Here is a 24298-nt window from a genome sequence, read left to right as displayed (position 1 = left end):
ATGAACACCCGACCGTGCCGTCGGCTACCGCGCGCTTCCGCAGGGGTGATCGTCAATCTCGAAGTCGATGATGTCGACGCCGTGCACGAGCGGCCGAGCGGTGCGGCGGGCGTCGTGGTTGTGCTGCCTCTGCGCGATGAGGCCTTCGGGCAGCGGCACTTCATCGTGACGGCGCCAGATGGGGTGCTGCTCGATATCATCCAGCCCACGACGCCGAGTGAGGAGTACGCCGATGCCTACGCTCAGAAGTGAGGTGGGGGGGCTGTGGTGAAGGGAGCACATCTGGGATCATGCTCGCTGAAAGCTCGGAGGCCGGAGCGTGACGGATGCGCGCAGGTGTGCGAACGATCAGATTGGTCGTGCCGAGGCAAAAGATCACCGATGACCCGGTCTGGATACGACGAAGCCCTGGTGAAAATTGCTTCTCACCAGGGCTTTTTGTCGGGCTGACAGGATTTGAACCTGCGACCCCTTGACCCCCAGGTAGACGGTTCAACCCAGATCCTTGATTTTCCGGGCATCTCTGCCCCTCAAATGGGCCCTTTCACGTCATGGCTTGCATGGCTTGCATGGCTTGCATGCATCAGGTCCCGGCCAGGTCCCGGCTCTTGGTCACCTTCGGCGGGGGTTTACGTGGGGTTTATGTAAGGGTTGCACGCTGACTCCGCTCCTATCAGGTACGCGGCGACAGCCTTACTCCCGACAGGACACCACGGGCGTCGAGCGCTCTCCCGACGTGAGCGTCCACCTCGGCGAGCTTTTCGTAATCGAGTTGTTTCATGGAGCGGGCGCTCCTCCTCCGAACCCGCTCCTCACTCGAGCGCCAGATCGATGACGAGCTTGTCCAAGCTCTCCCGTGTGGTGACGTTTCGCTCCCCCGGCGGCAGTGGCGCGGAGGACTTTCTCACGGACTTCGTTTCGAGCGATTGCGTCGCGGACTCGCCCGACCAGCGCATCCCAGCCACCTTCGATGTAGATGTCCGGTGCTCGTAGCAGTTCGAGGAGGGCGATCTCTTTCGGGTTGAGCATCGCCCGTTCTCTGTTCCGTCTTGAATGCTGCGTCACTCCTACGATCGTGTCCGTCGGCCAGAGGGTCGCCACATGAAAAGAGGCCGGGACCTGAGTCGTCACGCCCCACTCCCGTGCAGCCGAGTAGCCCGCCGGTCCGCTACCCGTCTCACCGAGCACTTCCCAGGCGATCTCATCGAGGCGGGGACGCGTCATGCCGTACCGGGTCTTCGCTCCCCGGTAGTAGAGGCCCCGGCGGATAGGAAGGATCTCGCCACTCCGTGCGGCCCGTGACGCGGCTTGCCGCGCGGTGGTTGCAGTACCCGGGAGTCGGTTGACATGCACGAAAGATCGCGCAGGTGCGCTCCGAATCGCCGCCGACGGAGACAACACGCTCATGTCACGTGATCATACTGGGAACATGACAATCGAACTGAGGCCGACCGTCAACATTCTCGGCCGGTTCAGCGCGCTGACCAACTCCCAACTCCCGACACTTAGGCGTTACCTGTAGCGAGTTGGACGGTCCGTCTACTAGATCTGAGACTGGTACCTACTCCTTTACCGCGTACCGCTCCGATATGCAGTACCTCCCTGGGCACCGAGTCGGTTGGATCATCGATAGCGACTAAAACCGGGCTGCTCGCGCGGACCGACTTCACTGCCGTACGTGACCCGCTGTGCCCGCAGCAGAATCAGGAAACCACCCGTGCCCTGGAGAGCGTGCTTGCTTCGTAGACGAGAACGTCGTTCTCGTCTTGAGCGGACATTTCGCTTGCGAGTTCTGGCATTACGTCAACGCTGCTTTCCGCCAGATTGGCCTGAACGAAATCTGAGTACTTTTCTTTGACCAGCCGCGCAAGCTCGGGCGAGAAACCGTTTCTGAGCAGGCATATTAGGAACGGGTCAGAAGTTCCGAACTTTATTTTGTAGTAGAGATCCTGCTCCAACATCCCGAGGGAATTCATGATCTCTATGTACTTGATAATTCGAAAGTCAACGAAGTCTTGTTCTTCCTTGATTTTCACAACAGCCAGATTGATCAACTCAACGCGGGTCTTTGCCCGCATCCTCACGTACAGCTTGCGTACGCCGTTCTCGCCATAGGTTTCCTCGCCCCATCGAGAGCCTACATACACAAGTTCTTCTTCTAGCTGCGTCCAATAGCTCAGGAAATGAGAAACGAGAAGCTTAAAGGGTTCATTCTTGGCTCTCCATCCCAGGAAGCGAGCGTAAAAGCGGCGAGCACCCCTTGTGTCTCGTATGCGTTCAAGGTCGTCAGAATCGATGAGATCGATGTTCTCAAAGAAGAAGGAGCAGATAGCATCGATCACTTCAGCGACGTCGGTCAAGATCATGCCACGTGAGCGTTCGTCATCGATGCGCGCCTGAATTCTCACCTCATTCTGGAAGATATCGAAGTCGCGTACACCGTTTTGGAAACAAAGTCTTCCTACTTTGGTGGCAGCTACACGCGGATTCATGAGTTGAGAGGTGCCCGGCTCGATATTCTCTAGGTATTCAAGAGCCTTCTGTCGTTCCTCAGATTCCCCTGCCCGGTCAAGCAGTGGGTTCTTAACCTCATCTTCGACTGTCTTTGCAAGATTGGCGGTGTTGGTGAGAAAGGTATCCACGTTCCAGCCGTCCCGTGAATAGCTGCTGGGGACCAGGTAGATTCGAGGCTGGAGGAGGTCTAGATCGGTGCGAGCCGGGTCGAATACCTCTTTAAATCGGGCCACGCGGCCTATAAGGTTGCGGAACGCTGATCGTGTGAGGTATTTCGGGCCCCGGCTGGGTGTCATCATGATCAAACAATCAGCGGGAGTATTGACGCCTTCGAGAAGAGTCGACGTTGTGACAAGGACCCTGGGATCGCTCGAGGAGTCTTCTCGAAACAGATGCTCGATGTACTGTCTCAGGACGTCGGGGACCTGACCGTGATGGAACAGCACCCCTGCCCTTATCGCTTGTATGAGGCTGTAGTTTGGATCGATAAGGTCTGCGATTGCAGTTATAGCTCGCTGCGCTTCGATCGAGAGGTCGACCTCCCTACTCCGCCCCGCTAGTCGCCCCGCAAGATCCTGTGCATCTTTTGGGCGATTAACGTAGACAAGCGTGCGGTTTCGCATCAGATTGCGAATAGCGCTTAGCTCGTCACTGGGAACAGAAACGCCGAGGTCGATGGTTCGATTAAGGAACTGATCGTAAAGTCTGGTGGTTCCACCGGGCTCCGCAATTACTATGCGTTCCGCCTTGACATGCTCATTGATAGAGCGCGTGCGCGTTCGCGCGTCAGCATCGTTGACATGCTTCAAACTGCCAGGGTCGGACATGAATGGCGTGTAGTAGGTAAGGGCGAGTTCGCGGTTTCTTGCACGGGACGTGAGCACAACTTGCGACAACTCGATTGCGCGGTTATCTCCGTCAAGTAGGTTATGAGCCTCATCTACAAGGAGTTGATCGAGGTAAACTGACGGATTGTCAATGAGCAGGCGGTGCAAACGTTCTTGAGTCATGACCGCAATAAATTGCGTTTCGTCTGTGTATGCGTCGGGATGTGTGATCACGCGAGTTTGCGACTCTCTCACCCGCACATCGTTGATGACGAGTGCCCTTGTCTGTGCGATAAGTGCTCGGCTTGGAACTAGTACGCAGATCTTGGCGTTGAGGTTTTGCGCAATCTTGTCGATGAGCATTTCGGACTTGCCGTAGGAGGTGGGCGCTACGACAATCGCGTCATTCTCGCGCGCGTTGAACGTTCGGAGCTCCATCTGTCCACGTGTGCGGAATACGGTTCTCCCGTGATCAAACGTTGCAAAGTTTGTACTGTGGGCGGCGAAAAGTGCGCTCTCTAGAGAGTCTGACTGAGCAAGCTCGGGATTAAGACGTTCTGCGGCGGCTACTACGGGGATGAGTTCTCGCGCTTGGGCAACGGCATGGAGCGGTTCGTAGTCTCCCGTTACCTCTCCGTATTGCAAGACAACCCGGTACCCTAGCCTCGATACAACGTCATCAGTTGACCTCAGGAAGAGAACCGCAAACCTCAGTATGTTGATGAGCTCATTGTCGGTTAGCGGCTCGGCCTTCGTCAGGCGTGAATAGAGGTCAAAGAAGACTGATCCTTCAAGATTTGAGGTCCGGCGAATCTGCCCTACCGTGAGGTCAATTGGCGTCGGCATCGGTTACCACCTCCCGAAGGAATGAAATAACTGACTCAATCTCTTCTTGTTGAACCGATAGTACGCACATTGAGGAGAATTTGCTCGACTTCTTTAGGCCGCGGACTGTCTCGATAAGCTTTTCGCTGCTTAGCTGGCAATGATCAAGCGCATGTATGACAGTTGATGCGAGTACGACGTTCTTTTCAAAATCACTACCAGCTACCGCAGAGCTGACATCGCTTCGTAGGAGTGCCTTCGCAGTAGCCGCTTGCGGCGATTGGAGCGTAATGCCTGCGTCAATGATGGCAGAGTCCCAGCGCGATCGTTCCGCGCCGGGACCAAGTTTATCCGCGATGTCACTTGCCGCTTTCTTGAGTAGATCAGCGGACTTCTCGTCAGCCGTCTGGCTCTCGTTGACCCGGCCAGACTTAACCTCGCCATACCAGAGGGCATTGCCGTCGACTCCGTGAAAGGTGAGGTCAAATCCCTTTTTGATGCTCCGTTCTTCTTTATTGAAGAAGACGGCGGTGCTTGAAAGACGCGCATGAGTATGCGGCATAAGAACGTGGACAATTAGTTCCCCGGCCATTCCGATTTTCGTGCTCTCAGGCTTTTTCTCATACCGGTCAAGGAACTCACGAATTGTGTTTTCGAAAGAGTAGTAGCTTGAGTCCTCTGCAGCAGTCTGAGCTCCGTAGCAGAAGGCAGCGAGCCTCTTTTGGAGATGCTCTTTGAAGGTGTCCGAGATTGATTCAATGACAACCAATGCAGTATTTCCGTCGGACTGGAGGGATAACCCCTCGATTCCGCCAAGACTTGGGAGGCCGTTCGCCGGCAAGCTTCGCGGCTGTTCGCTGCCTTCATTAGCAGGCTTCATAGAGGGGCTCCATCACTCCACGTATGGCTAGAAGCTCAGCCCTACGACCACTTCACCGCCCAGTCCGGGCGGTTGCAACCACATTCATATTCTCTCGCATACTCTCATAGGATGCACAGAGCCTTGCCATAGTGCTCGTGGCGAGCACTCTCTGGCAGACCCGTGGCTTCTCCTTCATACCGCGCGCCCGAACGCGCACTCGAGGAACTCTGCGGTCGCAGGGTTCACCGTCTCGTTGCGGCGGATGTAGTGCTCGCGCGTGATCGATGGGTCACTGTGTCCGAGGAGTTCGGAGGCGAGCTGTAGTCCCCCGATCTCGTTGATCGCGGTCGCTGCGGTGCGGCGGAACCTGTGCGGGGTAACGTCGGGCACTCCTGCCTGCTCCATCACGTCACGGAGCTGCCTGCGGATGTTGTTCGTTGGGGTGTGCTGCAGGTTTGGTTGACTCTGAGATTGCATGGCTTTCGGGTCGTGCGGGAGGATGTTGATCATGCCGAAGAAGTACACGGACGAGTTCAAGAAGGATGCTGTCGGGCTGGTGGAGTCCGGGATCGCTCAGAAGTAGGTGTGTGCTGACCTGGGGGTCTCGAAGTCTGCCCTGCAGGCCTGGGTCGCGAAGGCTCAGTACGCGAAGCACGGGCTGCCGACGAGTGGGGACGCTGAGACGATGAGAGCGTCCGCGCAGGCGTTGATACGCATTCGTGAGCTGGTGATGGAGAACGAGGTGCTGCGTCGCGCGGCGGCGTATCTGTCGCAGGCGAATCTGAAGTTCCCAAAATGCCTGTGCTGAATCAGCGCTGGCCCGCTCGTCCAGGAGCTGGTCGCGGTGACGTGCCGGGTGTTGAAGATCACGAAGCAGGGCTACTTCAAATGGCTGGCTGTAGGAGTGTCGCAGCGTGATTGGGACGATGCTCATCTGGCGAATCAAGCTTTCGATATGCACCAGGAGGACCCGGAGTACGGGTATCGGCAGATCGCCTGGGAGCTGCAGGCCACCGGTGCGACCACCGCGTCAGAGCGGCGGATCTGGCGGGTGTGCTCCGAGAACGGGATCCGCTCGGTCATCGTCGGCACCGGCAGGCGCAAGGGCTCGTGGGGCCACCGACGGCCGAGGATCAGGTACGCCGAGACTTCACCGCTGACGCCCCGGATCTGTTGTGGTTGACCGACATCACCGAGCACTGGACGCGCGAGGGCAAGCTGTATCTCTGCGCGCTCAAAGATGTGTTCGAGGGGCGGATCGTCGGCTACTCGATCAGCGACTGCATGAAGGCCAGCCTGGCCGTCGCAGCCCTCCAGGATGCGATCAACCGGCGCAAGCCAGCACCGGGGTTGGTGGTCCACAGCGACAGGGGCAGCCAGTTTCGTTCACGCAAGTACCGTCGCGCACTCGCAGCGCACGAGCTGGTCCAGTCAATGGGCGCGGTGGGTACCTGCGCGGATAACGCCGCCATGGAATCGTTCTTCAACCTCGTCCAGACCAACGTCCTCGATCGGAAGAAATGGGCCACCAGACACGAACTCCGCCTCGCGCTCGTCCGCTGGATCAACGGCACCTACAACAGACGGCGCAGACAAAAAGCCCTCGGGAAGTTGACCCCGCTGGAATATGAGATAACTTATCAACCAACTGCACAAGCAGCATAAGGAAAACAGTCAACCAGACCCACAGCAGACCCGAACCCCGAGCGTGAGAGCCCCGCAGCGTCCAGTCGAGCGACGGCACCTCGGCGATGAAAAGGCTGCCGATCGCGGCCCAAAACGGGCTCCAGGTCCCGGCCAGGTCCCGGCTCGTCGCAATGGCCGCAATCGAGGCGTCCCGGAAGGCGTCAGCACCCGCGGTCGGATGCTTCCATAAACCCCTCCGAAAAGGACAACAGAAACGACGAAGCCCAGGTGAGGAATCTGCTCTCACCTGGGCTTTTCTGTCGGGCTGACAGGATTTGAACCTGCGACCCCTTGACCCCCAGTCAAGTGCGCTACCAAACTGCGCCACAGCCCGTCGTCCGTTTCGTGGACAACCTCACCCATAATACACAAGCGCGCAGACACATCGACACACAGAGGCCGCGGGGCGTGTGAATCGGTGCGACACGCCGTGCCCACGCCTGAGCCTGATCGACTAAAGTGGTCAGCAGATTGTGTTGAGAGGAGGGATGAATGAGCGCAGAACAAGATCTGGGGCAGCAGCATCCCGAGAATGATCCCCAAGAGCCGGCCACGCGTGTGCAGCCGGTCGTGAATCTCTCGACCGAAGATGAGACCCTGACATTCACCGGCACGTTCGCGCAGAAGTTGCTTGCCACAGGGGCGATCCAGATCGGCGTGGGCACCGAAGAACTCGAGGCCATCGCCTCGTTGCCGGTCGGGTCGGCACTCCTGATCGTGCGTCAAGGCCCCAACGTCGGGTCGCGTTTTCTGCTCGACTCCGATGTGGTCACGGTCGGTCGCCACCCGCACGCCGACATCTTCCTCGATGATGTGACGGTATCCCGTCGCCATGCGGAGTTCCGTCGCACGGGCACGGGGGCAGCCGTCGGCTACGACGTCGTCGATCTGGGATCACTGAACGGCACGTATCTCAACGGCACTCGCATCGAGAGCGCCCATCTCGAAGACGGCGCAGAAGTGCAGATCGGCAAGTTCCGGCTCACGTACTATCCGTCGCGTCGCGATCTGCTCACAGGCGAGAACGGCTGATGGGGCAGGCTGCACGCAGGCACATCGACCACTCGGCAGCTTCGCAGCCGGCGACCGAATCGATCGATGACGCCCAGAAGCTGCTGAGCATCGGCCAGGTACTCACTCGGCTGGTCACCGATTTTCCTGACGTCACGCCGTCGAAGATCCGCTTTCTCGAAGAGCGCGGGCTGGTCTCTCCGCAGCGAACCGAGTCCGGCTACCGCAAGTTCGGCCCCGCAGACGTCGACCGTCTGCGCCTGGTGCTGAGCCTGCAGCGCGACCACTACCTGCCGCTCAAAGTCATCCGTCAGTACGTCGACGAGATCGACGCGGGGGAGTCTCCGATGCTTCCGGGCATCGCGCATCCGCTCAGCGCACTCGACCACCAGGTCGACCAGCAGGCGTACTCGCGGGCTGAACTCATCGAAATCACCCACGCTGACGCACAGCTGGTGCGCGACGCGGTCTCGGTCGGTCTGCTGCCGACGGGCTCGCGCTTCGACCAGAAGGCCCGCGAGGTACTGTCGCTGCTGGTCTCGCTCAAAGAGCGCGGCATCGAACCTCGGCACCTGCGCGGTGTGAAGGCATCGACCGACCGCGAGATCGGGCTGGTCGAGGGGGTCATCAGCGGCTTCCGTCGTGATGATCCCGAGGCTCGTGCTCAGGCGGCGAACGTCACCGCCGAGGTGGTCGAGGCGCTCGTCGATCTGAAGCGCACGCTGCTTGAACGGGCGGTTCAGCAGCTCGACAGCTGATTCAAGTCTCACGTGAACGTTGAGACTTCGACACGCCGACGGGAAACCTCCAGCTTCAGTCTCGCCACGCGGAGTGACTGGTAGTGTGACTCACAGATCGCACACAAGCTGCGGTCGTCACCACCCCCTCGAAGGAGTCGTTCATGACTGACGAACAGCACCCAGAAATGCCGGATGCGCAGCTTTCGTCAGTCGACGACCCCGAGCTCTCTGACGTGCTGTTCACCGATGGCATTCCCGGGCTCGACCGAGACCGAGGCTATCGTGGTGCCGTTGCGGCGAACGCCGCCGGCATCAGCTATCGGCAGCTCGACTACTGGGCGCGCACCGGTCTGGTGAAGCCTACGATTCGGGGCGCGCATGGGTCTGGCACACAGCGTCTGTACGGTTTTCGCGACATCCTCACCCTCAAGCTGGTGAAGCGTCTGCTCGACACGGGCATCTCGCTGCAGCAGATTCGCGTCGCCGTCGAACAGCTGCGAGACGCGGGTATTCAAGACATGACGCAGATCACCCTGATGAGCGACGGCGGTGGCGTCTATCTCTGCACCTCGAACGACGAGGTCATCGACTTGGTGAGTCGGGGGCAGGGCGTGTTCGGCATCGCCGTCGGCAAGGTGCTGCGCGAAGTCGAAGACAACCTGGTGACGATCGGGGCGACCGAGACGCACGTCGACGAGCTGGCTGAACGCCGCCATCGCCGCCGCTCGGCCAGCTGAGCCGGCGCATCCCCGCAATCGGCGAAGCCGACTCGAAGCCGACGCGAGCAGTCTGTGCTGACCGCTGCGGGTCAGCGAGCCTTCTTCTCAGCGGCCTTCGCCGCGGCCTTGCGACCGGCATGCCCACGGGCCTGCGGGTGACCGTCGACGGCCTGCTCGAACACGTCGAACACCTGATCGAACTGTGCGGCCATCTTCTTGCCCGACTCGCTGGGCCAGGAATGCACCGGGCGGGCCGAGCCCTGAGCCTGCTGCAGGCTGGCGCGCTCGGGCAGACGCACGTCGAGCAGCTGGCGGGGGTAGAGCTGTTCGAGCTCTGAGATGCGAAACTCATGTTCGATCGACTGCTTGCGAAAGCGGTTGACGAGCACGCCGAGCGGCTTCACCGGCACCTGCTGATCGAGGCTGAGCTCTTCCATGGCTTTGAGCGCGCGGCCCACGGCCGACACGGCGAAGAGGCTCGGCTCGGCGATGAGCAGCACCCGATCGCTGGCGAGCCAGGCGTTGCGCGTGAGCGAGTTCAGCGACGGCGGGCAGTCGATGATGACCACGTCATAGGCGTCTTCGAGCAGGGCGAGTGCCTCGTCGAGCTTCCACAGATCGCGCGGGCGAGGGGCGGGCACGTCGAACTCGATCGTGCGCGGCGAGCCGACCATGACGTCGACTGACAGTGTGCGGTCTTCGGTCCAGGCACTCGACACGATCGCGCGCCGCACGACATCGGGCGACGGGTTCTTGATCACGTCTGCCATGGTCAGTGCCGACCCGGGGTCGACGGCCAGACCGGTCGTCAGATCCGTCTGCGGGTCGATGTCGACGACCAGGGTGCGCTTTCCGCGCGCCAGGGCCGCTGAGGCAAGACCGAGGGCGACGGTGGTCTTTCCGACCCCGCCTTTAAGAGAGCTCACACTGAGTACGTCCACGACCATCTACGCTACCCGGTAGAGCGCGACTCTGCACAACCGTCTCGGTTCTGACCGTCGGCTGAGCATGTGAGAGCGGCGCCGCAGCACGGTACAATCGTGCAAACGACTCGCGATGTGGGGAGACCAATTGTTCAAGAAGATCCTGGTGGCCAATCGTGGAGAGATCGCCGTTCGCGCATTCCGGGCCGCATTCGAGCTCGGTGCCAAAACGGTCGCGGTCTTCCCCTACGAAGACCGACACTCCATTCACCGGCTGAAGGCCGATGAGGCCTACCAGATCGGCGAGGCGGGGCGACCGGTGAAGGCCTACCTCGACATCGACGAGATCATTCGCGTCGCTCTCGAATCGGGCGCCGACGCGATCTACCCGGGCTACGGCTTTCTCTCTGAGAACCCCGGGCTGGCCCGCGCCGCCGCCGAGAACGGCATCACGTTCATCGGGCCCGGTGCAGATGCACTGGAGCTGGCCGGCGACAAGGTCAACGCCAAAGAGGCGGCGATTCGTGCGGGTGTGCCGGTGCTCGCATCGACGCACGCCAGCAGCAGTCCGGATGAACTGGTCGCGCTGGCAGAAGAGATCGGCTTTCCTCTGTACGCCAAGGCTCTGGCTGGTGGCGGCGGTCGCGGCATCCGCAAGGTCGACACACCCGAAGAGCTGAAGCCCGCACTCGAACAGGCCATGAGCGAGGCCGGCAACGCGTTCGGCGACTCGCGCATGTTCCTCGAACAGGCAGTGCTGCGCCCGCGCCACATCGAGGTGCAGGTGCTCGCCGACCATACCGGCTACACGGTGCACCTCTTCGAGCGCGACTGCTCGGTGCAGCGCCGCAACCAGAAAGTCGTCGAGATCGCTCCGGCGCCGAACATCACCGCTGAGCTGCGCGAGCAGCTGACCACAGCGGCCATCCGCTTCGCCAAAGAGATCGGCTATGTCAACGCGGGCACCTGCGAGTTTCTGGTCGAGACCGTCGGCGACCGCGCCGGCACGCCGGTCTTCATCGAGATGAACCCTCGCATCCAGGTCGAGCACACCGTGACCGAAGAGGTCACCGACGTCGATCTCGTGCAGAGCCAGATGCTCATCGCGGCCGGCGCCACGCTGCCAGAGCTCGGTCTCTCGCAAGACCGCATCAGCATCCACGGGGCGGCGCTGCAGACTCGAATCACGACCGAGAACCCGGCCGAGAACTTTCGCCCAGACACCGGTCGCATCAGCACCTACCGCTCGCCGGGCGGTGCCGGCGTGCGCATCGACGGCGGCACCACTGCGGCCGGCGCGCAGGTCAGCCCGTACTTCGACTCGATGCTCGCCAAACTCACCTGCCGCGCCCGCGACTTTCCGTCGGCCGTGCGTCGCGCTCGCCGCGCACTCGCGGAGTTCCGCATCCGCGGCGTCTCGACGAACATCCCGTTCCTGCTGAATGTGCTCTCCGAGCCCGACTTCATCGCCGGTGACCTCAGCACGCACTTCATCGACGAGCGGCCCGAGCTGTTCGACATGCGCAAGTCGAAAGACCGCGGCACGAAGCTGATCACCTGGCTGGCCGACGTGACGGTCAACAAACCATGGGGTGAGCGCCCCGCCGGGCTGGTCGACCCGACGCAGAAGCTGCCGCACACCATCGACACCAAGGTCGTGCCCGACGGAGCGAAGCAGCTGCTCGATCGGGTCGGGCCGCGGGCCTTCGCCGAGGCGCTGCGCAACGACACTCAGCTGCGCGTCACCGACACGACGTTCCGCGATGCTCACCAGTCGCTGCTGGCGACTCGCGTGCGCACCAAAGACCTGCTCGAAGCGGCGCCGTACGTGGCCGCCGCAGCGCCCGGCCTGTGGTCTGTCGAGGCCTGGGGCGGCGCCACGTATGACGTCGCGCTGCGCTTCTTGGGCGAAGACCCCTGGGAGCGTCTCGACAAGCTGCGCGTCGCACTGCCCAACATTCCGCTGCAGATGCTGCTGCGCGGTCGCAACACGGTCGGCTACACGCCGTACCCGACCAAGGTCACCGACGCGTTCATCGAAGAGGCGGTCGTGGGCGGCGTCGATGTGTTCCGCATCTTCGACGCGCTCAACGACATCAACCAGATGCGACCGGCGATCGAGTCGGTGCTGGCGACCGGCACCGCGGTGGCCGAAGGCGCGCTGTGCTACACCGCCGACCTGCTCGACCCGCGCGAAGACCTCTACACGATCGACTACTACCTGCGGCTCGCCGAGCAGATCGTGCAGTCGGGCGCTCACGTGATCGGCATCAAAGACATGGCGGGCCTGCTTCGTCCCGAAGCCGCACGCCGGCTGGTCACCGCGCTGCGCCGCGAGTTCGACCTGCCCGTGCACCTGCACACGCATGACACGCCCGGTGGTCAGCTGGCGACGCTGCTGGCCGCCAGCGAGGCCGGTGTGGATGCGGTGGACGCCGCCGCAGCGCCGCTCGCCGGAACGACCAGTCAGCCGTCGTTCTCGGCCCTGGTCGCCGCGCTGAGCCATACCGAGCGCGACACCGGGTTCGATCTTGACGCGATCAGCGATCTGGAGCCGTACTGGGAGGCCGTGCGGCACCTGTACCGCCCGTTCGAGTCGGGGCTCGACGCACCGACCGGCCGCATCTACCGCCATCAGATTCCCGGCGGACAGCTGACGAACCTGCGCCAGCAGGCCATCGCTCTCGGCCTGAGCACCAAGTTCGAGGTCATCGAAGACAACTACGCTGCGGCCAACCGAATCCTCGGACGCCCGCCGAAGGTGACCCCCTCGTCGAAGGTGGTCGGCGACCTCGCACTGCACCTCGCCGCCGTCGGGGCCGATCCCGACGACTTCGAGGCGCATCCTGAGAAGTACGACGTGCCCGACTCGGTCGTGAAGTTCATGGCCGGCGAGCTCGGCGACCTGCCGGGCGGCTGGCCCGAGCCCTTCCGCTCGAAGGTGCTCGCCGGGCGTGAGGTGCACCTCACCGAGACCGAGCTCACCGAAGACCAGGAGCGCGCGCTCGAGGGTGACTCCGCATCACGTCGCCGTCAGCTGAACCACTTGCTGTTCCCCGGGCCGGCCGACGACTTCGAGAAGTTCCGCGAGGATTACGGCGATCTGTCGACGCTCGACACCGAAGACTATCTGTACGGCTTCGAGGCGAACAAAGAGCACGCGGCGCAGCTCGACAAGGGCCTGCGCCTCTACACCGCGCTCTCGGCGATCGGCCCGGCGAACGACAAGGGCGAGCGCACCGTCATGGGCGTGCTGAACGGCCAGCTGCGACCGGTCACCGTGCGTGACGAGTCGATCAAGGTGCAGACCGAAGAGGCCGAGCGCGCCGACGTCAGCAACCCGAACCAGGTGGCTGCGCCATTCGCGGGCGTCGTGACGCTCAAGGTGAAGCCGGGCGACACCGTCTCGGTCGGCGAGCCGGTGGCCAGCATCGAGGCCATGAAGATGGAGGCGAACATCGCCGCCGGTGCCGACGGCGTCGTCGAGCGCGTCGTCTTCGACGGGTCGCGTCAGGTCGAGCCCGGTGACCTGCTGCTGGTGATCACCCCGAGCACGGTCACCGCTGTGGCAGGGGAGTGACGTGACGGTTCGCGACATTCGCCTCTACGGCGATCCGGTGCTGCGTCAGCCCACCGAGCAGATCGAGCACATCGACGATCACGTGCGCCAGCTGGTGCAGGATCTCATCGACACGGTCCAGCTGCCCGGGCGGGCCGGCGTGGCAGCGCCGCAGATCGGCGTGAGCCTGGCGGCGTTCAGCTACAACGTCGACGGTCAGATCGGCTACCTGCTGAACCCTCGCATCGTCGAACGCCGCGAGCCGATTGTCGAGATTCAAGAGGGCTGCCTGTCGGTGCCCGGCCTGTGGTTCGACACTCCTCGCTACAGCTGGGTGCGCGCAGAGGGCATCGATCTCGACGGCAACGCGGTGACCTTGGAGGGTGACGGCCTGATGGCCCAGGCGCTGCAGCATGAGATCGACCATCTCGGCGGAACCGTCTACCTGCACCGGCTGCAGGGCGACACCCGTCGTGCGGCTATGCGCGAGGTGCGGGCGCAGCCCTGGTTCTGACAGTGATCCCGGCACTCTTGCGATGCGGCATGCTGCTGAAGACTGCAGCCGTGCTGCAGCCTCAGCCAGCTGTGGATGCGGTGCGTGCGCTGCGCCGTTCGCGCCGCGTCGTCGCATAGGCACGCGCCGGTCGACCGCTCAGGGCCATCAGAATCAGGATGTTCAGCGTCACCGTGACCAGTGTCGAGAAGTCTGGCAGCAGAGGGAGCCCCGCCGCATGACTCGCGAAGGCGATCAGCGTCGACAGTGTGGCGAAGACCAGCACGATCATGCGCGCGAGGTCAGAGCCCCGCAGCACCAAGAGCGCCAGCAGCGAGGTCCCGACCGCGCTGACCAGCCCCATCAGCACCAGCGCGCAGCGCGCGTCGAACGCCTGGGGCAGCGTCGCCGCGCCGACGGCGGCGACGAGCTCGTGCACATCGGCGTCGGGCAGCAGGGCTCCGCTGGCCATCAGCGCCAGGGAGGTCAGCGCGCGCAGCATCAGCACCGCCGCACCGAACGTGGTCGTCACGGGCCGACCGTGACGCCGAATCTCTTCGAGGGTCGACCGCTCGGCCGAGTCACCGTCGAGCAGCTCGAACGCAGGCCGCTTCTGGCCGGCCGCAGCGTGCGCTGATGACGCGAGCATGGCATCCGCCGAGCCGTCATGACGCGCACCGGGCAGCCAGGCCGCCGCATCAGAGGCCTCGACGACTCTGCGCGCCGCGTACGAGGCGGCTCCCTCGTCACGCAGGTCGACGATCGGCAGGTCGCCGTCGGTGCGAATCGAGTCGCCGCCGCCGTTGCGCGAGTGATAGCCGGTCGAGAAGTCGCGCAGCACATGCACGGTGACGTCGTCGTCGGCAGCCAGCACGCTCGCCACGATGTGATCGCGCTCGATGTCTGTGTTCTCGTCGATCTTGTGCGTGACCTGCAGTGTGAACAGCGAGAGTCCGACCGCGCGGTCGAAAGTGCCTGCCGCGAGCCAGTCGACGCGGTGCCCGCCGGGCAGCAGCCAGTGGGGCGGGCAGCGCCAGAACCGCACGTGGTGTCGCTTGGCGGGGTTGCCGGCAACCTCCTGCTGATAGGCGAAGTCCTGCTGCCGCCCGAAGAGGAACAACGGGCTCACCGGCGCCTCGCGATAGCTGCGTCGCGAGAGGGTCGAGGTCACGATGCGGATGCTCGAGCGCAGCCCGAGGTCGTCGGCGCGCGTCCAGCCTGCCGCGTCCATGACCTGGTGCAGTCGCTGCTCGTCGCCCAGAAGTGCCAGATTCACCGGGTCGCCGAGCAGACCGTCGCTGGTGCGGGTGCGCCCGATGAAGTAGTCGGGCACGTAGATCGACGTGAGGATGCGATGCAGCCGGGGCAGCGCGAGGTACGCGATCAGCGCCCAGAACACGATCGCGACCAGCGCACCCCACCAGCCGGTGTCGAGCGAGTCGGTGAAGAGCGTGAACGCGAGCCAGAACGCGGCGACGGCGGCGAAGACGAAGAAGAACCCGTCGAGCAGCCTGGCGACTCTGGTGCGGTTGCGCACCTGTGCGGTCGTGCGCGTGTGGAATGCGTGCTCGTTCATGTTCCTCTTTCGGCCCTCTGCACGAACCGTGCACAGCAGTGCAGTCGCGTCGCGCCGGGCCGTTCGGAGCACAGACGTCGTTGACGGGTGTCGTGCCGTGCGTCGTGTTGCGCCCGGACCTCCAGACTATCCCGGTAGACTGGTTCACCGGAGGTTTGACCGTGCTCTACTGGCTGCTCAAATGGGTCTTCATCGGCCCCTGGCTGCGACTGTTCTTCCGCACCGAGAGGCGCGGACTCGAGAACATACCCGCCGACGGACCCGTCGTGCTGGTGGGCAACCACCTGTCGTTCATCGATTCGATCATCATGCCGCTCTTCGTGAAGCGCCCGGTGCGCTTCTTGGCGAAGAGTGAGTACTTCAGCGGCAAGGGCATCAAGGGGTGGTTCACCCGGGTCATGATGAAGGGCACCGGTCAGCTGCCCATCGACCGCAGTGGCGGCAAGGCGAGCGAGGCCTCGCTCAACACCGGCCTGCGCGTGCTCTCTGCCGGCCACGTGCTGGCGCTCTATCCCGAGGGCACGAGAAGCCCGGACGGCTACCTCTACCGCGGGCGCACGGGTGCTGCGCGCACGATTCTCGCCGCCGGCTGCCCCGTCGTGCCCGTCGCAGTGCGCAACACCGACAAGATGATGCCGATCGGCTCCAAATGGCCGAAGCGTGTGCCGCTGGCGGTCATCGCGGGGCCAGCGCTCGACTTCACCCGCTTCGCCGGAATGGAAGGCGACCGGTTCGTGTTGAGATCGATCACAGATGAGATAATGCACGAGCTGCAGATGATCAGCGAGCAGGAGTATCGCGACGTGTACGCGTCCAGCGTGCGTCACCGTCTCGCCGCAGCTCAGCAGTGAGCCCGTGGCAACACGGAACCGCCGACCCGATGCGCCTGCGTCGAGCCGACAGCACCAAATGATTGGGGAACGCCAAGTGAATGCCAACATCACCGACCAGCAGCTGGTTGTCAGCGATACAGTCGCGCAGTCGCTGCTCGCCGAGCTGGACGCAGCCGAGCAGCTGCCCGCGAAGCAGCAGCCGTCGTGGCCGGATTCGGCCGCGCTCGCGGATGCCCGGGCGACGCTGAGCGCACTGCCCCCGCTGGTCTTCGCCGGTGAGGCCGATGACCTGCGCGAGCGTCTGGGAGCGGCAGCCCGGGGAGAGGCCTTCGTGCTGCAGGGCGGTGACTGCGCCGAGACCTTCGAGGGTGCGACCGCTGACAAGATCAAAGATCGGGTCAAGACGATCCTGCAGATGGCGATCATCCTGACCTACGGTGCGTCCGTGCCCGTCGTGAAGATGGGACGTATGGCCGGTCAGTTCGCGAAGCCGCGCTCGAAAGACAGTGAGACGCGTGGCGACGTCACCCTGCCGGCGTTCCGCGGTGAGATCGTCAACGGCTACGACTTCACTCCGGAGTCGCGTGAGGCAGACCCGCAGCGATTGGTGCAGGCCTACCACACCTCGGCATCGACGCTGAACCTGATCCGGGCGTTCACGCAGGGCGGCTTCGCCGACCTGCGCGAGGTGCATCGCTGGAACCAGGGCTTCGCGCGCAACCCCGCCAACTCCCGCTACGACGAGATGGCGCAGGAGATCGATCGGGCCATCAAGTTCATGGCCGCCTGCGGTGCAGATTTCGACGACCTCAAGCGTGTCGACTTCTACGTCGGTCACGAGGGGCTGCTCTTCGACTACGAGCGCCCGCTCACTCGCATCGACTCGCGCACCGGGCTGGTCTACGACACCTCGGCGCACTTCCAGTGGATCGGGGAGCGCACCCGAGGTCTCGACGAAGCGCACATCGAGTACTTCTCGAAGATTCACAACCCGATCGGCGTCAAGCTCGGCCCGACGACCGACCCCGATGACGCACTTCGACTGATCGACCGTCTCGACCCGGATCGCATCCCCGGGCGTCTGACCTTCATCACTCGTATGGGGGCAGGGCGCATTCGCGAGGCACTTCCGCCTCTGCTCGAGGCCGTCAAGGCCAGCGGCGCCCAGCCGCTGTGGATCACGGATCCGATGCACGGCAACGGCATCACCACCGAGACCGGCTACAAGACTCGTCGGTTCGACGACGTGGTCGACGAGGTGCGCGGCTTCTTCGAGGCGCACGCGGCTGTGGGAACGATTCCCGGCGGCGTTCACGTGGAGCTCACCGGCGATGACGTGACCGAGTGTCTCGGCGGCGTCGAGCAGATCGACGAAGCCGGGCTGGCCACGCGCTACGAGTCGCTCTGCGATCCGCGGTTGAACCACCGGCAGTCTCTGGAACTCGCGTTCCTGGTGGCTGAGGAGCTCAAGAAGTCGCACCTCGGCTGACTGACGCTGAGGGGTGCGACCCGGTGAGCGTCGCCCCCTCAGCGCAGGTCTGCCTGCGGCGGCGCTTCTGCGCCGATCACGCTCTCGCCGCCGATCAGAAGGCGTCGAAGAGCGATCCCTTCATGGTCACGGTGCTGCCTTTTCGCACCGACGTGCCCGCTGCCGGATCGGTGCCTGACACCGTGACGACGTCCCAGTAGCTCCTCGTGCTCAGCGGGATCGCCTGCTCGGGAAAGTTCGACGACCCGTTGAGGCCCGCTGCGCGCAGCGTCGCCCGTGCGTCGTTCAGGGTCTGCCCGCTGACATCCGGCACGGTCACCATCTCAGGGCCCTTCGAGACCACCAGGCGAATGGTGTCGCCCCTGCGCACGGGCTTCTGATCCGGCGTCGCCGAGATGACCGACCCGGCAGGCACGGTGTCGTGGAAGGCCTCTGACGAACTGACGTTGAGCCCGACGTCCTGCAGGTGCGTCGTCGCGTCAGCGAGCGACTGCCCCGAAACCGACGGCACCGCACCGAGTGACACGACCAGCCCGAGCTGCGTACGCTCGGCCAGCTCGGTCGCGGCCTTGACCGTGTTGCCGTCACTGCCGGTGACCCCGATGACCGATCCCGAATCGACTCTGTCGTCGAACTGCTCTGCGCGGTCTTCTGACACCACGAACCCCGCCTGGGCGAGCGCGTCGTCGGCGAGATCCGCCTTCGAACCGACCACGTCGGGAAGCGCGATCATGCGAGGCCCCAGCGAGACGACCACCGAGATCGATGCGTCCTTGGGCACCCGTGTGCCGGCTGAGGGATCGGTTCCGATCACCTGACCGGCCGGCACATCGAGACTGTTCGCCTCGGCCGACGTCGAGTCGATGCCGGCATCCGCGAGCACGCGCTGGGCGTCTGCGAGCGTCGCGCCGGCCACATCGGGCACGGTCAGACGCGCCCCGGGGCCATCGCCGAGAAACCATCCGGCCGCAGCCAGAAGCACGGTGACCGCAACGACGACGGCCGTGATCGACCACCCTCGTCGACGCCGAGTGTGCACCCGGGTGAGCACGGCGTCCACCGCATCGCCGGCGGAGTCTCGGTCATCGGGTCTGCGGTCGCGGTCGGTCGCTGCAGTCGAATCCGACGACTCGACCGACGGCCGCTCGTCTGGGGCGACCGCATCGCCAACTGGTGCATCGGGGTCTTCGGTGCTCGTCGTGTCGGCGTCTCGGCCGTCGCCGGCGTCGAAACCGTCTGCTCCGGTGACGGGCAGCGGCGGGGCCACTGTGGGCAGACGGGCGACGGCGGATGCCGGAGACGGGGGAGTGAGCGGAACCGCCGGCGCGACCATGGTCGGGCGCAGCACCTCGGTGGCGTTCAGCGAGCGGTCACCGGCTGCGGCATGGCCGAGCAGGGCGCGCAGTGCGCGGTAGGAGCCGACCGGCAGATCGAGTTCGGACTGCACGCGACGGGTCTCTTCGAAGAGGTCGGTGGCGTTGGCGGGGCGATCCTGCGGATCGGTACGGGTCGCCCAGACCACTAAATCGTCGAGCTCGGACGGCAGCGTGTGCACGATCGAGCTGGGCAGCGGCACTTCGTCGTTGGCATGCTGGAAGGCGACCTGAGCCGGAGCCGACCCGGTGAAGGGTTGTTCGCCGGTGAGCATCTCGAAGAGCATGATGCCGAGCGCGTAGATGTCCGAACGTTCGTCGGCGGTGCCGCGGCGCAGCAGCTCTGGCGAGAGATACGCCACGGTGCCGATGAGGGCCGAGGTGGCCGAGGTCGAGCTCTCCACGGCTCGGGCCAGCCCGAAGTCCGCGATCTTCACCCGGCCGTCCGGGCTGATCAGGATGTTCTCGGGCTTGAGATCGCGATGCATGAGCCCGGCCTGGTGTGCGGCGGCGAGTCCCTCGAGCACCTGTGCGAGCACTTCGAGCGCGACCTGCGGAGTGAGTCGGCCCTGCTGATGCAGCAGATGGCGCAGGGTCTGCCCGGGCACGTACTCGAGCACGAGGTAGCAGACCCCGGCCTGCTGCCCCTGGTCGTACACGTTCACGACGTTGGGATGCGACAGTCGTGCTGCGGCCAACGCCTCGTGCGTGAAGCGGTTGCGGAACGACGCGTCTTCGGCCAGATGCAGGTGCAGCACCTTGACGGCGACCACGCGATCGAGGCGTTCGTCCTGAGCCCGGTAGACGGTCGCCATGCCGCCGCGCGCGATGCGCTCGGTCACCCGATACCGGCCGTCGAGCAGCATCCCGATGAGGGGATCTGCGGGAGGCGTGTAGTCGTCGGTCACGGCACCATCCTAGACGGCGGTCTGTCTCAGGCCGGATCAGCAGGTGCGCTGAGCGGCCTGGCGGGCCAGATCGCCCAGCGTTCGACGGGCGGGCTCGACGATCGCGGCGGCCTGCAGCGCGGCATCCGCCTGCGCCGAGTGATCGTCGATGAGACGCTCCGTCGCGGCGAGTGCGCCGGAGTCGACGATGGTCTCCTGCAGCATCTGGACCTGGTCGCCGGTGAGTGCGGGGTCGCCCAGCAGGTCGTCGACGACGTGACGCACGGTCGCGGGCACCATCGATCGAGTGAGCGCGACGAGCACCGTGCGTTTGCCCTCGCGCAGGTCATCGCCCGCCGGCTTGCCCGTCTGCGCCGGGTCGCCGAAGACTCCGAGCACATCGTCGCGCAGCTGGAAGGCCAGCCCCGCGTGCACGCCGAACGCCGACAGCGCCCTCGTCTGCTCGACGTCGGCACCGGCGACACAGGCGCCGATCAGCAGCGGCTGCTCGATCGAGTATTTCGCCGACTTGTAGAGCATGACGGTCTCGGAGCGTTCGAGGGCCTCGTCGTCGGGAAGCACCGGCCAGGCGTGCTCACCGAGGATGTCCAGGTACTGACCGACCATCACCTCGGTCGTCATGTCGGCGATGAGCCCACGCAGCTGTCTGCGGATGCCGGCGTCAGGCAGCAGGTCGACGGCGTCGGTGAAACCGCGCTGAGACCAGCCGAGCAGCAGGTCGCCCAAGACGATGGCGGCTGACGAACCGAACTGGTCGGCGTTGCCCCTCCAGCGGCCCGAGCGGTGCAGCTCGGCGAAGCTCACGTGGGCAGCCGGGCGACCGCGTCGGGTGTCGGAGTTGTCGATCACATCGTCGTGCACGAGCGCGGCCGCATGAAAGAGCTCGATGGCGGCGCTCAGCTGCAGCACAGACTCGAGCTGCACGCGAGACTGCTCTTCGCTGACGTCGGTCTCTGCAGCCCGCCAGCCCCAATAGCAGAACAGGGAGCGAAACCGCTTGCCTCCGTGCAGCAGACCGGTGAGCTCGTCGGTGAGCGGAGCGGCGAGTGGGGAGATGCGACGCAGGTGTGCGGATTCTCGGCTGAGAGATGCGTCGATGCGATCCTGAACCAGTTGCAGCAGAGTGGAATGGGCGGTCACCTGTCTAGCCTAATGCCTCGCTTGCCCTTAGAATGAGCGCAGATCAAGACTGCACCGCAGTCATCGAGTGAGAGAACGGAGGTGCTCATGCCGCTTTCAGACCACGAGCAGAAGCTGCTCGAAGAAATGGAGCGCAACCTCTACCAGGCCGAGTCTGACGAAGTCTCGACCGATCAGGTTCCGCGCTCGCTGAATCGCATGGCCGTCGTGCTCGGCGTGATCGGTGCCGTGATCGGTCTGGCACTGCTGCTGTGGGCGGTGTCGGCCAAACTCATCGTCGTCGGGGTGATCGGCTTCGTGCTCATCGTCGCCAGTATCATCTGGGCGATGCGCCCCAGGCCGGTCTCGACGCAGTCAACTTCATCCGATCCCGACCGGCATGACGCATCGCACAGCTCGAATCAGGCGAAGTCTGCGAAGGGCGATTCGATGGGGCAGCGCATCGAAGATCGCTGGAACCGCCGATTCCGGTGATCGACCACACGACGTTCTGACCGCCGAACCGGTCAGCAGAGAAGCCCGTCCCGCAAGGGGCGGGCTTCTCTGCGTCTCAGCGTGACGAAAACGCCCCACTCTCCTCCACATCTGTGCTCTCGCACTCACGATGACCTCGCTCTCCCCCGGCATCCCGGGCCTCTGCGCGTGCCATTCGTCAGGGAGGCGACCACACGCGCTGACCCATCAGGTATCGAAACGCTGAGAATGCAGCGTTTTCCACGGAGCTGGTGGACTGTGGTGGAGGGAAGTGGGGTAAAGTGGTGACCATTGCAGGCCAACCAGCTCGGGGAAGGAGTGCGGCATGTTTCTCGGCACGCATTCGCCTCGGCTGGATGACAAAGGACGGCTCGTGCTGCCGGCGAAGTTTCGAGACGAGCTGGCCGACGGCGTCGTGCTGACGCGTGGTCAGGAGCACTGTGTCTACGTGTTCGGCGCAGGCGAGTTCGAGAACATCCACCAGTCGATTCGCCAGGCGCCCATGACGTCGAAGCAGGCACGAGACTTTCTGCGACTCTTCCTCTCTGGCGCCAGCGATCAGGTGCCCGACAAACAGGGGCGCATCAGCGTGCCGGCCGACCTTCGACGCTACGCCGGGCTCACTCGCGACCTGACCGTGATCGGCACAGGCAACCGAGCCGAGATCTGGGACGCCGCCGCGTGGCAGCAGTATCTGAACGCCAACGAAGAGCCGTTCTCCGAGACTGCCGAAGAGGTGATTCCCGGTGTCTTCTGACGAGACCTATTCCCATCTGAGCAGCGATGCAGATCCCAGCGCCCTGCACGTCTCTGTGATGAGAGACCGCTGCGTCGACCTGCTGGCACCGGCGCTCAGCGCGCCTGACAGCATCTATGTCGACGCCACGACGGGCATGGGTGGGCACACAGAGGCCGTGCTCGACAGATGTGAGAACGCGCAGGCGATCTGCATCGATCGAGACGAGAACGCCATCGCCCTGGCTGCCAGGCGCCTGCAGCGCTTCGGCGATCGGGTGCGCTTCGTGCACACCTCGTACGACCACATCGATCAGGCGCTGGATCAGTGCGGCGTCGAAGCCGCACAGGCGGTGCTCTTCGATCTCGGAGTCTCGTCGCTGCAGCTCGACGATCTCGAACGCGGATTCTCATACCGGGCAGACGCGCCCCTCGACATGCGCATGGATCCATCACAGGGGCTCACCGCCGCAGACGTCGTGAACACCTATGACGTGAGTCGACTCTGGACCATCATGCGACGCTACGGCGAAGAGAAGCACGCCCGACGCATCGCCGAGCGCATCGGCGAGATGCGAGCACAGCATCCGCTCAGCACGACCGCCGACCTGGTCGAAGCGGTACGCACCGCGACGCAGGCGACCGACCACCGCGGCCACCCCGCGAAGCGGGTCTTCCAGGCGATCCGCATTGAAGTCAACCAAGAGCTGCGCGGGTTGGAAGAGGCCCTGCCCAAAGCCCTCGACCGAATCGGCGTCGACGGCCGAGTCGTGGTGATGAGCTTTCAGTCGCTCGAAGATCGCATCGTGAAACGCATCATGCGCGGCGCGACGACCTCGAGCACGCCGAGCGGACTGCCCGTCGAACTCGAAGAGCACGCGCCCCGTTTCGTCTCGCTCACACGGGGGGCGGAACAGGCCGCAGATCACGAGCAGCAGCAGAATCCCAGAGCGCGTTCGGTTCGTCTCCGAGCCGTGCAGAGAGTTCGGAGGGGCCGATGACCATGACGCAGATGTCGTCTCGCGTGCGCACGCGGATCGTTCACGGTGGCATTCTGGCGACCGTCATCGCCGTCGCCTTGGCGGCCCAGCTGATGCTCAGCATCGGTCTGGCCGACGGCGGGTACCAGATCAACCAGCTGCAGCAGGACCAGAACCAGGTCAAACGCGAGCGGCAGAGCCTCAGCGAGCAGATCTCGGCGCTGCAGTCTCCGCAGTACCTCTCTGAGCGTGCCAAAGACCTGGGCATGGAGCCGTCGACGCAGGTGACCTTCCTGCGTCTCGCCGATGGCCAGACCATCGGCTCGGCCGACAGCAGGGGAGCGCAGATCGCCTCGCAGAAGGGACTCGTGAACAATCGCATGCTCGCGACGCTGAACACGTCGGATGCCACGTCGAAGTCCTCTCAGAGCGACCAGACCAAGGTGCCGCAGCAGGTGAGTCAGCAGGAGCTCCAGGCTGGAGCGACCGCGGATGCGAGCACCTCGAACTCCTCGTCGAACACTGCCGGCGACACCACGTCGACCGACTCCGCGCAGAACGACGGATCGCGCCTGCCGCAGGTGACGCTTCGATGACGGCTCAGCGTTCGCTGCGTCACGCAGCCATCGAC

19 protein-coding genes, 1 tRNA gene and 1 pseudogene are annotated in these 24298 nt (G+C 63.9%); 13 read left to right on the top strand and 8 right to left on the bottom strand.

Going from position 1 to position 24298, the window contains the following annotated elements; all coding sequences use genetic code 11:
- Positions 1-252 carry a hypothetical protein gene (locus LRX77_RS08540; RefSeq protein WP_231832470.1) on the top strand — a complete coding sequence of 84 codons (252 nt, stop codon included), beginning with the start codon at positions 1-3 and terminating at the stop codon, positions 250-252.
- A gap of 1451 nt (positions 253-1703) precedes the next feature.
- On the opposite strand, the gene LRX77_RS08535 is transcribed toward LRX77_RS08540, so the two are convergent.
- The 3 genes from LRX77_RS08535 to LRX77_RS08525 form a co-directional block, all read right to left on the bottom strand.
- The gene (locus LRX77_RS08535) at positions 1704-4187 is read right to left on the bottom strand and encodes a DEAD/DEAH box helicase (protein ID WP_231832469.1); all 2484 of its coding nucleotides are present in this window, start codon (positions 4185-4187) and stop codon (positions 1704-1706) included.
- Positions 4171-5046 (bottom strand): hypothetical protein, encoded by an 876-nt coding sequence (locus tag LRX77_RS08530; RefSeq protein WP_231832468.1) that lies wholly within the window; start codon positions 5044-5046, stop codon positions 4171-4173. The genes LRX77_RS08535 and LRX77_RS08530 overlap by 17 nt, the downstream gene beginning before the upstream one ends.
- A 174-nt stretch (positions 5047-5220) precedes the next feature.
- The gene (locus LRX77_RS08525; protein ID WP_231832467.1) at positions 5221-5565 is read right to left on the bottom strand and encodes a site-specific integrase; all 345 of its coding nucleotides are present in this window, start codon (positions 5563-5565) and stop codon (positions 5221-5223) included.
- Between LRX77_RS08525 and LRX77_RS08520 the strand changes: the two are divergent.
- Positions 5537-6693: pseudogene (locus LRX77_RS08520) on the top strand (IS3 family transposase). The gene LRX77_RS08525 and the pseudogene LRX77_RS08520 overlap by 29 nt on opposite strands.
- 281 nt (positions 6694-6974) lie before the next feature.
- Here the strand turns inward: LRX77_RS08520 and LRX77_RS08515 are convergent.
- Positions 6975-7048 (bottom strand) — tRNA-Pro (locus tag LRX77_RS08515).
- A gap of 158 nt (positions 7049-7206) precedes the next feature.
- On the opposite strand from LRX77_RS08515, the gene LRX77_RS08510 reads away from it, so the two are divergent.
- The 3 genes from LRX77_RS08510 (at position 7207) to LRX77_RS08500 (ending at position 9202) form a co-directional block, all read left to right on the top strand.
- Positions 7207-7746 carry an FHA domain-containing protein gene (locus tag LRX77_RS08510; protein WP_269453794.1) on the top strand — a complete coding sequence of 180 codons (540 nt, stop codon included), beginning with the start codon at positions 7207-7209 and terminating at the stop codon, positions 7744-7746.
- Entirely contained in the window at positions 7746-8483 is a 738-nt protein-coding gene (gene ftsR, locus LRX77_RS08505; protein ID WP_231832466.1) for a transcriptional regulator FtsR, read from the top strand. Before LRX77_RS08510 ends, ftsR begins: the two co-directional genes overlap by 1 nt.
- Positions 8484-8650: 167 nt before the next feature.
- On the top strand, positions 8651-9202 hold the full coding sequence (locus LRX77_RS08500) for a MerR family transcriptional regulator (protein ID WP_158031866.1): 552 nt from the start codon (positions 8651-8653) through the stop codon (positions 9200-9202).
- 71 nt (positions 9203-9273) lie between these two features.
- On the opposite strand, the gene LRX77_RS08495 is transcribed toward LRX77_RS08500, so the two are convergent.
- Positions 9274-10125 carry a ParA family protein gene (locus LRX77_RS08495; RefSeq protein WP_231832465.1) on the bottom strand — a complete coding sequence of 284 codons (852 nt, stop codon included), beginning with the start codon at positions 10123-10125 and terminating at the stop codon, positions 9274-9276.
- A gap of 130 nt (positions 10126-10255) precedes the next feature.
- On the opposite strand from LRX77_RS08495, the gene LRX77_RS08490 reads away from it, so the two are divergent.
- A complete protein-coding gene (locus LRX77_RS08490; protein ID WP_231832464.1) occupies positions 10256-13687 on the top strand; it encodes a pyruvate carboxylase in 3432 nt (1143 codons plus the stop codon).
- 1 nt (position 13688) lies between these two features.
- Positions 13689-14180, top strand: a complete 492-nt coding sequence (def, locus tag LRX77_RS08485; protein ID WP_231832463.1) for a peptide deformylase — start codon at positions 13689-13691, stop codon at positions 14178-14180.
- Positions 14181-14241: 61 nt separating this feature from the next.
- Here the strand turns inward: def and LRX77_RS08480 are convergent, their stop codons facing one another.
- Entirely contained in the window at positions 14242-15735 is a 1494-nt protein-coding gene (locus LRX77_RS08480; RefSeq protein ID WP_231832462.1) for an LssY C-terminal domain-containing protein, read from the bottom strand.
- A gap of 161 nt (positions 15736-15896) precedes the next feature.
- Here LRX77_RS08480 and LRX77_RS08475 point away from each other — a divergent pair, with 161 nt between their 5' ends.
- Positions 15897-16586, top strand: coding sequence for a lysophospholipid acyltransferase family protein (locus LRX77_RS08475; RefSeq protein ID WP_231832546.1), 690 nt, complete (start codon positions 15897-15899; stop codon positions 16584-16586).
- Positions 16587-16719: 133 nt separating this feature from the next.
- Positions 16720-18057 carry a class II 3-deoxy-7-phosphoheptulonate synthase gene (locus LRX77_RS08470; RefSeq protein WP_231832545.1) on the top strand — a complete coding sequence of 446 codons (1338 nt, stop codon included), beginning with the start codon at positions 16720-16722 and terminating at the stop codon, positions 18055-18057.
- 94 nt (positions 18058-18151) lie between these two features.
- Here LRX77_RS08470 and LRX77_RS08465 read toward each other — a convergent pair whose 3' ends face one another.
- Complete coding sequence (locus LRX77_RS08465) at positions 18152-20338, bottom strand: protein kinase domain-containing protein (RefSeq protein WP_442961625.1); 2187 nt, start codon at positions 20336-20338, stop codon at positions 18152-18154.
- Positions 20339-20374: 36 nt separating this feature from the next.
- A complete protein-coding gene (locus LRX77_RS08460) occupies positions 20375-21478 on the bottom strand; it encodes a polyprenyl synthetase family protein (protein WP_231832461.1) in 1104 nt (367 codons plus the stop codon).
- Positions 21479-21565: 87 nt separating this feature from the next.
- On the opposite strand from LRX77_RS08460, the gene LRX77_RS08455 reads away from it, so the two are divergent.
- From LRX77_RS08455 to LRX77_RS08440, 4 genes are all read left to right on the top strand, one after another.
- Complete coding sequence (locus LRX77_RS08455; protein ID WP_231832460.1) at positions 21566-21952, top strand: DUF3040 domain-containing protein; 387 nt, start codon at positions 21566-21568, stop codon at positions 21950-21952.
- A gap of 325 nt (positions 21953-22277) precedes the next feature.
- On the top strand, positions 22278-22709 hold the full coding sequence (gene mraZ, locus LRX77_RS08450) for a division/cell wall cluster transcriptional repressor MraZ (protein WP_231832459.1): 432 nt from the start codon (positions 22278-22280) through the stop codon (positions 22707-22709).
- Complete coding sequence (gene rsmH / locus LRX77_RS08445; RefSeq protein ID WP_331716150.1) at positions 22699-23688, top strand: 16S rRNA (cytosine(1402)-N(4))-methyltransferase RsmH; 990 nt, start codon at positions 22699-22701, stop codon at positions 23686-23688. Before mraZ ends, rsmH begins: the two co-directional genes overlap by 11 nt.
- Positions 23685-24263 carry a septum formation initiator family protein gene (locus LRX77_RS08440; protein ID WP_231832458.1) on the top strand — a complete coding sequence of 193 codons (579 nt, stop codon included), beginning with the start codon at positions 23685-23687 and terminating at the stop codon, positions 24261-24263. Before rsmH ends, LRX77_RS08440 begins: the two co-directional genes overlap by 4 nt.
- Positions 24264-24298: the final 35 nt, after the last annotated feature.

Source organism: Pseudoclavibacter sp. 13-3, from assembly GCF_021168475.1.
In the GTDB taxonomy this organism is placed as follows: domain Bacteria; phylum Actinomycetota; class Actinomycetes; order Actinomycetales; family Microbacteriaceae; genus Pseudoclavibacter_A.
The sequence above is the reverse complement of the archived record's forward strand: the minus strand, read 5'-3'. Positions and strand labels throughout refer to the sequence as shown.